This window comes from Chitinophaga sp. (genome assembly GCF_039596155.1).
GTDB lineage: Bacteria > Bacteroidota > Bacteroidia > Chitinophagales > Chitinophagaceae > Chitinophaga.
Window position 1 is genome coordinate 248,212 of the sequence record NZ_JBCNKF010000003.1, and the last position, 13,079, is coordinate 261,290.

The 13,079-nt window shown below is 46.0% G+C and carries 9 protein-coding genes; 4 read left to right on the forward strand and 5 right to left on the reverse strand.

Features of this window, described 5'->3' with window-relative positions:
- Window positions 1-13 precede the first annotated feature (13 nt).
- Window positions 14-2,212, forward strand: a complete 2,199-nt coding sequence (locus ABDW33_RS04645) for an alpha-N-acetylglucosaminidase (protein WP_343688893.1) — start codon at window positions 14-16, stop codon at window positions 2,210-2,212.
- Window positions 2,202-3,335, forward strand: a complete 1,134-nt coding sequence (locus ABDW33_RS04650) for a DUF5009 domain-containing protein (RefSeq protein ID WP_343688894.1) — start codon at window positions 2,202-2,204, stop codon at window positions 3,333-3,335. The genes ABDW33_RS04645 and ABDW33_RS04650 overlap by 11 nt, the downstream gene beginning before the upstream one ends.
- Window positions 3,336-3,376: 41 nt before the next feature.
- On the opposite strand, the gene ABDW33_RS04655 is transcribed toward ABDW33_RS04650, so the two are convergent.
- The 5 genes from ABDW33_RS04655 to ABDW33_RS04675 all read right to left on the reverse strand — a co-directional run bounded on the left by ABDW33_RS04655 (window position 3,377) and on the right by ABDW33_RS04675 (window position 9,926).
- Complete coding sequence (locus ABDW33_RS04655; protein ID WP_343688895.1) at window positions 3,377-4,252, reverse strand: DUF4349 domain-containing protein; 876 nt, start codon at window positions 4,250-4,252, stop codon at window positions 3,377-3,379.
- A 27-nt stretch (window positions 4,253-4,279) separates the two neighbouring features.
- A complete protein-coding gene (locus ABDW33_RS04660; protein ID WP_343688896.1) occupies window positions 4,280-6,418 on the reverse strand; it encodes a DNA topoisomerase 3 in 2,139 nt (712 codons plus the stop codon).
- Window positions 6,419-6,540: 122 nt separating this feature from the next.
- Window positions 6,541-6,807 carry a UBP-type zinc finger domain-containing protein gene (locus tag ABDW33_RS04665; protein WP_343688897.1) on the reverse strand — a complete coding sequence of 89 codons (267 nt, stop codon included), beginning with the start codon at window positions 6,805-6,807 and terminating at the stop codon, window positions 6,541-6,543.
- Window positions 6,808-6,813: 6 nt separating this feature from the next.
- Window positions 6,814-8,505, reverse strand: coding sequence for an FAD-dependent oxidoreductase (locus tag ABDW33_RS04670; protein WP_343688898.1), 1,692 nt, complete (start codon window positions 8,503-8,505; stop codon window positions 6,814-6,816).
- A 23-nt stretch (window positions 8,506-8,528) separates the two neighbouring features.
- Window positions 8,529-9,926, reverse strand: a complete 1,398-nt coding sequence (locus tag ABDW33_RS04675) for an ATP-binding protein (RefSeq protein WP_343688899.1) — start codon at window positions 9,924-9,926, stop codon at window positions 8,529-8,531.
- 267 nt (window positions 9,927-10,193) lie between these two features.
- Here ABDW33_RS04675 and ABDW33_RS04680 point away from each other — a divergent pair, with 267 nt between their 5' ends.
- Window positions 10,194-10,640: a response regulator gene (locus ABDW33_RS04680; RefSeq protein ID WP_343688900.1), complete on the forward strand. Its 447-nt coding sequence runs from the start codon at window positions 10,194-10,196 to the stop codon at window positions 10,638-10,640.
- A 29-nt stretch (window positions 10,641-10,669) separates the two neighbouring features.
- The gene (locus tag ABDW33_RS04685; RefSeq protein WP_343688901.1) at window positions 10,670-13,069 is read left to right on the forward strand and encodes a PAS domain-containing protein; all 2,400 of its coding nucleotides are present in this window, start codon (window positions 10,670-10,672) and stop codon (window positions 13,067-13,069) included.
- Window positions 13,070-13,079 lie beyond the last annotated feature (10 nt).

Consider the following 13,079-nt stretch of genomic DNA (forward strand, 5'->3'; position numbering starts at 1 on the left):
GCATACAGTGTCTATGAAAGTTATTAGCAGGGTCCTTAGTATCTGTGGGTTCGTCATGTTTGCACATTCGACCGTGTCGGCGCAATTGAATAAGCCGGCAGCTTTGGCGCTCATCAAGCGTGTATTGCCCGAAAGGGCATCTTCTTTTGAAGTTGGGGAATTACCTGCTTCAGCAGCCAAAGATGCATTTGAAATTACACCACACCAGGGAAAGATCTTATTAAAGGGAAACAACGGGGTAGCAGTCGCATCTGCCTTGTATTATTATCTCACGGAATATTGTCATGCCCAGATCACCTGGAATGGCACGCAGCTGAAATTGCCTGCGAAATTGCCGGTACCGGCTACTACAGTAAAGAAAACGACGCCTTATCAATACAGGTATTACCTGAACTATTGCACCTTCAACTACAGTATGAGTTGGTGGGACTGGAAACGCTGGCAAAAGGAAATAGACTGGATGGCAATGCATGGCATCAATATGCCGCTGGCTATTACTGGTGAAGAGTATACCTGGTACGAAGTATACAGGCAAATGGGCTTTACAGACAAGGAACTGGAAGGTTTCTTCTGTGGGCCTGCTTACTTCTCCTGGTTCTGGATGGGCAATTTAGATGGCTGGGGTGGTCCATTGCCACTGAGCTGGATGAAGAGTCATAAAACACTGCAACAGCAGATTGTGAAGCAGGAGCGGGAACTGGGCATGACGCCGGTATTACCGGCCTTCACAGGACACGTACCGGCTGCTTTCAGAGAGAAATACCCCAATGCGAAACTGAAAGCCACTAACTGGAACAATGGTTTTGCAGATACATATATCCTGGATTCAGAAGATCCTTTGTTTGCGAAGATTGGTAAACAGTTCCTCGAAACGCAGACTAAGCTGTTTGGAACAGATCACCTGTATTCAGCGGATACTTTCAATGAAAATGAACCTCCTTCTGATGATCCGGAGTTTCTCTCTAAACTGAGTGCCAGGATCTATGAGGGTATGAGACAGGCTGATACCAGTGCAGTATGGGTGATGCAGGGATGGTTATTTTATAGTGATCGTAAGTTCTGGAAGGCGCCGCAGATTGAGGCATTGTTGAAAGCGGTGCCGGACAATAAGATGATCTTATTAGACCTGGCGGCCGAAATAGAACCGGTGTGGAAAAGAACAGATGCATTTTATGGTAAGCCATGGATCTGGAATCAGCTGAATAACTTTGGTGGTAATGTGAACCTGTTTGGTCGTTTGGAAGGTGTAGCTGCCGGACCCGCACTCGCTTTGCAGGATCCGAATTCAAAGAACCTGAAAGGGATCGGGTTGACCATGGAGGCCATTGAGAATAATCCGGTGATGTATGAACTGACTATGCAACACACCTGGCAAACGGAGCCGATAGACCTGGATGCATGGCTGAGAAAATATGCACGTAACCGTTATAGTGTGGACAACGATTCATTGGTAAAGGCCTGGCAGGTATTGAAGAAGACAGCTTATAACGGACAGACCATTCGGGATGGGGCAGAATCTATCATTACCGGCAGACCTACATTTGATAGTACGACTATCTGGACGAGAACGAAACTGAATTATGCACCATTAGATTTAATACCGGCATGGGACCTGTTTATACATGCTGCTCAGAAAGGTGTGCGTACAGATGGATTTACCTATGACCTGGTGGATGTAACCAGGCAGGTGATGGCGAATTATGCCACTCCTTTGCAACAGCAATGGGTCAGGGCTTATAAGGCACGTGATATGAAGAGCTTCCAGCAATATAGCAAAGCATACCTGGAGCTGATAGATGATATGGACCGGTTACTGGCTACCAGGAAAGATTTCCTGCTGGGACCCTGGATTGCGAGTGCAAGAAACTGGGGCACAACGCCAGCGGAAAAAGCGCTGTATGAACAAAATGCAAGAGACCTGATTACCTTGTGGGGAGACGCAGAAAGTCCATTGCATGAGTATGCAAACAGGCAGTGGAGCGGATTGCTGAAAGACTTTTATAAAGTACGCTGGGAGCAGTTCTTTGATTACCTGATGACATCAGAGCAACCTGATTTCAAAGCATTTGATAAGAAGATCAGTGAGTGGGAGTGGAAATTTGTAAAGACACAGAAGAATTATCCGCTGACTACCAGTGGAGACCCGGTTGCAGTTGCACAACAGATGTACACAAAATATCACAACCTAATAATAGCCGCTTATGAAAGATAATCAACGATTGCAGTCATTAGATGCGCTGAGAGGTTTTGATATGTTCTGGATCATGAGTGGGGAGCATATTATTCATACACTGGCAAAGGCTACTAAATGGGCGCCGGTAGAGTGGATGTCCGCACAATTGAATCATACGGATTGGAACGGGTTTACTTTTTATGATATGATCTTTCCGCTGTTCCTTTTTATTGCGGGGGTAACGATGCCGTTGTCGCTGCAGAAAAAGATGGATATAGCAGGGGTGAAGTATACTTATTTATTACCGGGAGAGGAGAAGCGGAAATTGTATAAGGTGATGCTGAAACGGGCTTTAATATTGGTCGTGCTGGGTTTTATTGTGAATGGTTTATTGAAGTTTAACGGACTGGAGAATACCCGGTTTCCGAGTGTACTGGGAAGGATCGGCCTGGCCTGGTTTTTTGCAGGATTGATCAGTTTGAATTTCTCTGTGAAAGGGCAGGTGTATTGGCTGGTGGGTATCCTGCTGGGATATTGGGCACTGATGATGTGGGTGCCGGTACCCGGGTATGGAGCAGGTGTGCTGACCATGGATGGATCATTGGAATCTTATATAGACAGGGTACTGGTACCGGGTAGATTGCATGATAAGGTACATGACCCGGAAGGCGTGTTGTCTACATTGCCGGCGATTGGAACGGCATTGCTGGGTACCCTGGTAGGAACATTTATACAGCGGGGTACACAGGCACCGTTGAGAAAAGGCCTGATGATCCTGCTGGCAGGAGCGGTATTGGTGCTGTTAGGCTACTTATGGGGATTCAGTTTCCCGATCAACAAGCGTTTGTGGACAAGTTCCTTTGTATTGTATGCAGGTGGATTCAGTGTGTTGTTCTTAGCAGTATTCTACCTGGTCATAGATGTATGGGGTTTTAGAAGATGGGCGTTCCCGTTTGTGATTATCGGGACTAATTCGATCCTTATATATATGGCGGCAGAGGGGATGGTAGATTTCGGGCATACAGCCGGATTTGTGTTTAATGGGGTGATACAGTATGCGCCGTTGTTGTGGCAGCCAGTGTTTGCGGCCATGTCGGTAACTTTTGTACAGTTATGCCTGTTATATGTTTTGTACAGGAATAAGTTGTTCCTGAAGATCTAGGAAAAAGCGGGTGTATCATACTTTTGATACACCCGCTTTTTTTATTTAAATAACCCTGGTATGTTGAGCCTGTCTATTATCAGCAACAGGATAAAGATAAAAGCTACCAGCATCGTAAAGGCAATCACCGTGTAGGTAAAATAATGGATGGTCCATTGCAATGCGACCTTTACCCTGTGGATAAACGAGATGGATTGCACAGTAGCTCCCTCATATAATGACAACTTCACCGTACAGAATTCATTCTCCGTATTGAAATTTCCTAAATCAACGCCGAGGTTTTGCAACCTGTCTTCCAGTTCTAATTGTCTGTCATAAATTGGCAGCAGGTCTGTATTGGTACGTGGATTTGTTTTCAATGCTTCCAGTGATGCCACTGTTTTTTCAAGTGAAATCTTCTTTGCATTCAGTTGCCTGTATTCGTTCGTTTTATCTACCTTGGTAATAGACAATGACTTAATGGTTCCTATACGCTGGATCTCATGATAGAACGAATCAAACTTTTCAGGATTCACCCCGATCATCAGGTGCAATTCACGATGACCCGTTTTACCGAGTGCTTTTTCATATTGTATCATCGCTTTATAGGCTTCGATTTTCTTACGTACATCTGACTCGTCTTTTGGAAAATCGCTGGTAGTTGTGCGTACAGTAGCCGTCTTCTCATACTTCTGGTTAGTAGAAAAATCGGGTTGTACAGTACTTCCTGCCGATGGAGCGGACATGGCTGTCTTGGCGGAAGCATAGTTCTTTCTCAGGTCGTTCACCTGGTCAAAGTAATTCTCACCATAGTCGCCTGTGGCAGTTGTATTAGAGGCCATGTACCCGTACACCAACCTGAAAATAAACAGCACAATGAATACTCCCACCCCCCAGCGGAAGAGGCGCCAGCTCGTGGCCTTAATTGAGGTTTGCATAATTTAAAATTGTAATGTGAATATAGGTTAATTTTCTACTGAAATATTGAATTCAGCATTCAGTACCAGTTTCCCCTCTACCTCTGTCCCGTCGGGCAGTTTCAGTCCTTTCAATTTAGTGGTTTTCCCTTTTGTTAGCAGGTCGGTCAGCTGTTTGTCGGACAGTTTTTTACCATGGGTTTCAAAAGGTACTTTGAATCCACATACTTTAAAATTGGAGCAGCCATACGCAGTATTTCCTTTGAGCAAAGGATGTTCTTTACATTTCGGGCATTGCAGGCTGGCAATTTCCTGTTTGGGCTTAGGTGCTTTTTTCGGCTTCTCTTTTTCTTCTTTTTCCTTTTCGGGTGCTGGTGGTGGTGCCTGTACGGCTACAATGGTTTTATAGGAAGCCATTTTTACCTCCCGGGTCAGATCGACCACCATCTGGATCAATTCCTGTTTAAAGGTGTCCAGCTGGTATTCGCCTTTTTCTATCTGTCTTAACTTTCGTTCCCATTGGCCGGTTAATTCAGCACTTTTCAGCAGATCGGAGGTAATGGTATCAATCAGGTCGATCCCTGTCTGGGTGGCGAACAGGTTCTTTTTCCTTTTCTCGATGTATTTACGTCTGAAGAGGGTTTCGATGATGTTGGCGCGGGTAGAAGGGCGGCCGATGCCGTTGTCCTTCATCAGTTCTCTCATTTCCTCATCGTCTACCTGCTTGCCGGCGGTTTCCATGGCGCGCAGCAAGGTGGCTTCAGTAAATGCTTTGGGCGGGGTCGTTTTACCCTGGTGTACCCTTGGGGTATGGGGACCGCTTTCTCCTACTACGAATACAGGCAGCACTTTTTCTTCGGCTTCTTCTTTTCCGTCTTTTGATTCTTTTGGAGCAGGTGCATCGTTGGCATACACTTCTTTCCAGCCCGGTTCCAGGATCTGTTTACCTGTCACTTTGAATTCTACCTGGCCTACTACTCCCAATACAGTGGTATTTGAAATTTTACACTCGGGATAGAACGCAGCGATAAAGCGTCTGGCTACCAGGTCATAGATGCGTTTTTCTTCCAGTGGCAGGTTGCTGGGATACTCACCTGTCGGGATGATGGCATGGTGATCTGTTACCTTTTTATCGTCGAAGACGGTTTTGAGTTTAGGAATAGGGTGGGCCAGGATCGGTGCCGTCAGGTTGGCGTATGGTTTCAGGTCCTGCAATATACCGGCAACTTTAGGATGCAGGTCTTCTGAGAGGTAGGTGGTGTCTACTCTTGGGTAGGTGACCAGTTTTTTCTCATACAGGTTCTGGATATATTTCAGCGTATCGTCTGCAGTAAACGCAAATTTCTTATTGGCTTCTACCTGCAGGCCGGTCAGGTCAAAAAGACGCGGGTTTCCTTCTTTCCCTTCTTTCTTTTCGAAGCTGGTGATTTCGAAAGGGTGCTGTTTCAGGTATTCCAGTCCTTTATTAGCCCGGTCCAGGTTCTTGATACGGTCAATGGTGGCCGTGAATTCTGTTTCGCGGTAGATGGTCTTGAGTTCCCAGTATTCTTCTGATACGAAGGCATTGATTTCCTTTTGCCTTTGTACGATCATGGCGAGGGTAGGAGTTTGCACGCGGCCTATGGACAAGACGGTTTTGCCGATAGCAAATTTCTTGGTAAAGAGGCGGGTAGCATTCATACCCAGCAGCCAGTCGCCAATAGCACGGGCACTGCCGGCGGCGTAAAGGTTATCGTACTGGCCGGCATCTTTTAGTTTCTGGAAACCATCGCGGATGGCTTGTTCTGTCAGGGAGGAAATCCACAGTCTTTTCACTGGTGCGGTACATTGAGCTTTGAGTAATACCCAGCGTTGAATGAGTTCTCCTTCCTGCCCGGCATCCCCGCAGTTGATCACCTCATCACAGGCTTGCACCAGGGTTTCTATGACTTTGAATTGCTTTTGAACGCCTCCGTTTTCGATGAGTTTGATACCGAAATGGGAGGGAATCATGGGGAGGTCTTCGAGGCGCCAGAATTTCCATTGCTCGGAGTAATCATGGGGTTCTTTGAGGGTACAGAAGTGCCCGAAGGTCCAGGTTACCTGGTACCCGTTTCCTTCGTAGTATCCGTCTTTGCGTGTTTTAGCGCCGATTACTTCAGCAATGTCGCGGGCGACGCTGGGTTTTTCTGCAATGCAAACCTTCATAAATTACATCCCCTGATAAGGGAAGCAAATGTAGGGAAAATGCGCATGAGATAGCGGGCGAAAAAAACGATTCCAACGCCGGTGGAATCGTTTTTTTCGCGGGTGTAGCTATACAATAAAGGTCAGTATTCTGCAAATTGCTCATCTACATAACACCACAGCCATCTTTCGCCCGGTTCCGCCGATATTACTACCGGGTGCTGTGTTTTATGAAAATGCTTCGTCATATGCTTCTCCGGCGACTGGTCGCAACACAAAGTAGCCCCACAGGTCTGACAGGTACGAAGATGTACCCAGTCGGAGCCTGTTTTAACACATTCCTCGCATACATGCTCTTCGTCCACTTTTAGTGTCCTGATGGATGTAATATGTGAACAGATTTCTGCCATAGTTATTTATTTCACCTCTGCGAGGTATTTGTGTACAAAACTGATTGCCATTGATCCTTCACCTACTGCTGCCGCCACACGGTTCATTGCATTGGCTCTTACATCGCCTGCCGCAAAGATACCGGGGCAGCTGGTTTCTAACAGGTAAGGGTCTCTTTCCTGTTTCCAGATTTTCTCAAATTCAGGATGTGTGAACAGGTCTCTTCCCGTTTCTATAAATCCTTTATCGTTCTTGATGATATTCATTTCCAGCCATTCTGTAAAAGGCTTTGCACCAATAAAGATGTACAATCCATCTGCATGTTCCTGTGTTTGCTCACCTGTTTTGATATTGGATATAACCAGGCACTCCAGCCTGTCAGAGCCTCTGGCTTCCACTACTTCAGTAAATGGGCGCACGTGAATATTCTGGGCTTCTACAATCCTGTCTATCAGGTATGCCGACATGGTGCTCGACAGATCTTCCCGCCGGATCAGGATATTTACATTCCTGGCGAATTTGGAAAGGTACATGGCTGCCTGGCCGGCAGAGTTACCACCACCTACGATAAAGACATCTTTGTCTTTGCAGGCAGGGGCTTCTGTCATTGCCGCGCCGTAGTAAATACCAGCACCGGTAAAGTCGGCTACGCCTTTTGTATCCAGCGTGCGATAATCCACACCCGTCGTGATCACCACACTTCTGCTGTTTACAAAAGTGCCGTCTTCCATGATGATTTTGTTGTAACCGTCTTTCTGTTCTATGGCTTTTACGGATTGGGGAGTAATGAATTCAGTACCTAATCGCTGTGCCTGTGAAATGGCTCTGCGTGCAAGGTCCGCCCCACTTAAACCTTTTGGGAATCCCAGGTAATTTTCAATCCTTGAGCTGGTACCAGCCTGTCCGCCGGGGGCACGTTTTTCTATCAGCAGGGTTTTCAGCCCTTCGGAAGCGCCATATACACCAGCTGCCAGGCCTGCCGGTCCTGCACCGATAATCACTACATCATATACTTCGTGCTTGATCTGTGGGTTCAATCCTACTTTGCGGGCGGTATCCTGGATAGAAGGGTTGGAAAGATAACTGCCATCTTCAAAGAAGATCACCGGTACATCCTTTTCACTCAGTCCATTCAGGGCAAGCAGGTTACAACCTTCCTGTGTAGTGCGTACATCCAGCCATTTGTAGGGAATGAGATTCCCTGCCAGGAAATCTTTGATCGCATGGCAGGAGCGTGAGTACTGGTACCCAACGACCTTGATACCTTTGAATTCCGGATGATAATCACTTTTCCAGTCATCCAGCAGATCGTCAATGACGGGGTAGAGTTTATCTTCTGGCGGATCCCAAGGCTTTACCAGGTAGTAATCCAGTTGTACGGTATTGATCGCCTTGATAGCTGCGTCAGTGTCAGAATAAGCGGTGAGTAATACTCTTTTTGCATCCGGGTAGAACTTGAGGGCTTTTTCCAGGAAGGTCACCCCATCCATCACGGGCATCCGCTGATCGCTGATGAACATGGCAATGGTTTCTCCCTTATTCTTCAGTTCCAGCAGGCTGTTGAGTGCCTCCTGTACATCGGTTGTGCTGATTATTTTATAGTGCTGTCTGTACTTGTTTTTTAAGTCCCGCACAATTGCCCGCAACACCTGCGGGTCATCATCAATACAAAGAATGATCGGTTGATTTGTATTTTTCTCAGTGTCTTTATCAGGCATAAGCGCACCGTTTTTTTAGTGAATTAATGGATGGGAATAGACACGGAAAACTGTGTCCTTCCCGGAACTGAATTTACTTTAATATTTCCATGATGTTGCTTCACAATCTGGATGGAAATGTCCAGACCAAGGCCGGTGCCTTTCCCAATTTCTTTGGTCGTGAAGAATGGATCAAAGATCCGGGACTGGATATTCTCAGGAATACCGGGTCCATTGTCGATGATGGAGACTTTTACGCAGGTTCCGTCTTTCTCTGTTTTTATTTCCAGGATACTGTTCTCCCTGCCCTGCATGGCATCCAGCGCATTATCGATCAGGTTGGTCCATACCTGGTTCATTTCCCCGATCATAATGTTGACAGGAGGGAGGGTTGGGTCGTAGTTTTCGATGAGTTGAACGTTGCCTTTGCGTAGTTTGTATTCCATGATATTGAGGGTATTCCTGATCCCGTCACGGATGTCGATAGATCTTTTATCATGGGATTGGTCCATGTGTGTGAAAGTCTTCACCGAGCCTACCAGTTTCACGATGCGGGCAGAGGCTTCTTCGATATCCAGCACCATTCTTTCTGTCACGAGGTTTTTGTCGATCCAGTTGATTACGGCGCTTAAAGAATCGGGAGACATATGCGATCTGAATTCTTCCAGGATATCGACAGTGAAGCCAAATTCCACGAAGTTTTCGGCTATTTCCATGCTGTTGGCCACATTGTGGTCGTCCAGCCACGCTGCAATTTCATCTTCCTTTTCACCTCTTTCCATCATGGAGAGTTTGGGTCTGTCGGCAGATTGGAGAAGGGAGAACATTTTGTCTTTTACGAAGATGACGTCTTCCGGGGTCATCTGGATGGCCATGATGTCCTGAAAGGTATCGGGCATTAGCTGCAGGTGTTTGCGGAGAGACGAAGCGCCACGGACAATGGCAGCAGCGGGATTGTTCAGTTCATGTGCCAGGCCGGCGGAAAGTTTGCCTAATGCCATCATTTTTTCGTTCTGTCGCATCATGGCGGTATAATCCCGCACCCTGTTTGTCATCACATGCACTAAAGCCTGTGTGAGTTCGAACTGGGTATGAATCATTTCATCGATCTTCTCAATGGGGAAGCACATGAGTTGTGATTCCTCGATGGCTTCGCTGTAAATAGTGGCTTTCAGGCCGCGGGAGAAGGGCAGGTAGCCACTGATGGTACCGGCCTCCATGATGAGTATTTCGACGGGATCATTGTTCTGCAGGTAGTACAGACGTAGTCTCCCGGAAATAAGAATGTAGGTAGCATTGAGGGGATCTCCTGTTTTGAACATGAATTCCCCGGCTTGAAGTGTTTTAGGTTCGCTGTTGTCGGCCAGCCATTGGAGTTGAGAGACGGGTACGTCTTTGAACGCCTCGACGGATTGCAGCCATTCGGTGGAAATGTTGACCATAACCTTAAAGTTAAAGATAATTTACCCTATGGAGGAGCACAAAAGCCGTTCCGGAAAGGATCGACCAGAGAAGCGATAAAATATACAAGGAGAAATATAACGATTTGCCTTATAATTACATTAAATACTTCATTTGATTGAATTTAGCTATTGCTTTTGGTGTATTTTGCGTATGTTTAAATTATATACACGCACGTTTCATCCCTATTGACCTATAAAAGCACAAATTTATGTCTAAGTAATTGTTTTAGTGTTAAATGTAAGACGATGTCAAAAAGTGGAAAGAATATATTTTTAGCCGATGACGACGCCGACGATTGTCTGCTTTTTGAGGATGCTCTCAGAGAGGTCTCGACAGATATTACACTCACTACAATTTCTGACGGCATAGAATTGATGGACATGTTAGACGAGCGCGTCCCCCCGCCTCCCGACATGATCTTTCTGGACTTGAATATGCCACGTAAAAATGGTTTTGAATGCCTGAAAGAAATCAGGACAGATCAACGCCTCAAGTCCATTCCGGTGATTATCTTTTCTACTTCTTCACAACCGGAATTTATAGAACAGGTGTACATTTCAGGAGCTAACCGATATATCAGGAAGCCTTCTTCCTTTTCGGAGCTGATGAAAGCAATAGCAGAAATGTTGTCTATTGATTGGGATACCAGTGAAAAATTCCCTAAACGGGATAATTTCTTTATTTCCTTTTAAGAGAACAACGCTTACAACAGGCGATTACAATGAATTTGAACAGGCTTGAATTTGAACAGGCAAGAATGATGCATCTGCATTTTAAAACGCAGCTGCAGGCTATCCTTAACGGAGCTAAAATAGAAAGTGCTCCGCTTATATCTGAACATGCGTGTGCGTTAGGGAAATGGATGCATGATCATGCGTTACCACACTACAGTCATATACCGGAAATGCAGCAGCTGGATCATGTGCATACTGAAATTCACAGATGTGCAGGAAAACTTATAGGTTTGTATGATGCCGGTAATATAGATGCAGCCCGGAATGGGCTGACAGAAATGGACGATATTGCGGCGCAACTGGCAGGTTTACTTTCCGGTATTGAAAAACAGATTTTATCAGCAAATAATAACGGCGACCTGGTCGTGGACAACTTAGAACAACACTTCGAAGCACTACAATCACTGCGGAAGTCCGTGGAAGATTCTGATGAATATATCAGGATACAAGCACAAATGGGTGCAATTAACGGCGAGAGCCGTTTCAGGGAAAGCCTGGAACAGGCACCTATCGGTATTGCCATTTTCAGAGGGAGAGAGATGGTGTTTGAAATGGCCAATGCGATGTACCTGGAACTGATCACCCGCCCTGTAGAGACAGTCGTGGGCCGGTCTCTCTACGATGTGCTGCCGGAAGTAAAGGAATCGGTAAAACCCTTGCTGGACAATGTGTGGGATACCGTTACGCCGCACTACGGCAATGAATTTCCCGTTACCCTTGTCCGGCATGGAGTGCCGGAAGTGGTATACTTCAATTTTGTTTATCAGCCACTCAAAAATAACAACGGTGAGATCGATGGTGTCATGGTGGCTGCAACAGATGTAACAGCAGCTGTGAAGGCCCGGCATTCCATTATAGAAAGTGAGAACCAGTTCCGTAACCTGGTTATGCAATCGCCTATTGCCATGGCTATTTTCAAAGGCAGGAACATGGTGATTGATATGGCTAATACAACCATGCTGAAAACAATGTGGCGCAGATCAGCTGGAGATGTGATGGGACGTACATTACTCGAGGTATTTCCAGAGTTGGAAGGGCAGAAATTTCCCAGTTTACTTGAACAGGTATTCGATAGTGGACTGCCTCATAAGGAAAAGGGAGCAGTTGCCCATGTAGATGGTCCGGACGGGATGAAGACGTTTTATCTTGATTTTGACTACTCGCCGCTGTTTGATCTGGAAAAGAATGTCTATGGGATTATGGCCACCGTATATGATTTGACAGAGCGAAGAGAGCAGGAGATGGCATTGCGGCTTTCCGAAGAAAAATTCAGGGTATTGGGAGAGACGTTACCGCAGATGATCTGGACGACAGATGCACAGGGTAATTTGAATTATGCCAGTAAGCGGTATTTCGAATTTACCGGGATGACGCTCGAAGAATTGAGTGGAACTGGTTGGATCAGCGTGATTCATCCGGAAGATTTAGTAAAGAACTTGCCTATATGGAAGGATGCTGTAGTGAGGAATGTGGAATACCAGCTTGAGCATAGGATGAAAAAATCGGATGGTACATACCGCTGGCACATGACACGTACAGTCCCACAGAAAGATGCTGCAGGGAATGTGAAGATGTGGGTTGGATCTACGACTGACATTCACGAGGGCAAAATGTTCATAGATAAACTGGAAGCGGAAGTACAGGAAAGAACAAAAGAACTACAGCGATCAAATGATGAGCTAAGGAACTCGAATGAGGAGCTGGCGCAATTTGCGTATGTAGCCAGTCACGACTTACAGGAGCCGCTGAGAAAGATTCAGACTTTTACAAGCCGGTTGCTGGAAACAGAGTATCATAACATTTCGGAGAAGGGAAGGGATTATTTCACCCGTATGCAGGCGGCCGCACAGAGAATGCGGCAACTGATAGAGGACCTGTTATCCTTTTCAAGAACAAGTAATAATGGGGATCAGTTGTTTGAGTACGTGGATCTGACACAGGTGTTATTGCGGGTGAAAGAGCAACTGGGCGACCTGATAGACAAGAAGAGGGCTGTGGTAGAATATGATCCGCTACCGGTATTGTCAGCAATTCCTTACCAGATAGAACAGTTATTTACCAATCTGTTGAATAATGCACTAAAGTTTTCGAGAAAGGATGTGCCACCCCTGATAAAGGTGAAGATGGAAGACAATACGTATACGTTAGTTGGTGGCATTCCTTATCATAAGATCACGATTTCGGATAATGGAATTGGATTTGAACCGCAGTTCAGCGAAAGGATTTTCCAGGTATTCCAGCGGTTGCATGTGCGGGATCAGTTTGAGGGAACGGGGATTGGACTGGCCATTTGTAAAAAGATTATGGATAATCATAAAGGAATGATAACGGCGGAAGGGAAGCCGGATGAAGGGGCTGTATTTACGTTGTTATTTCCGATAGCTTAAGGTATTTTTC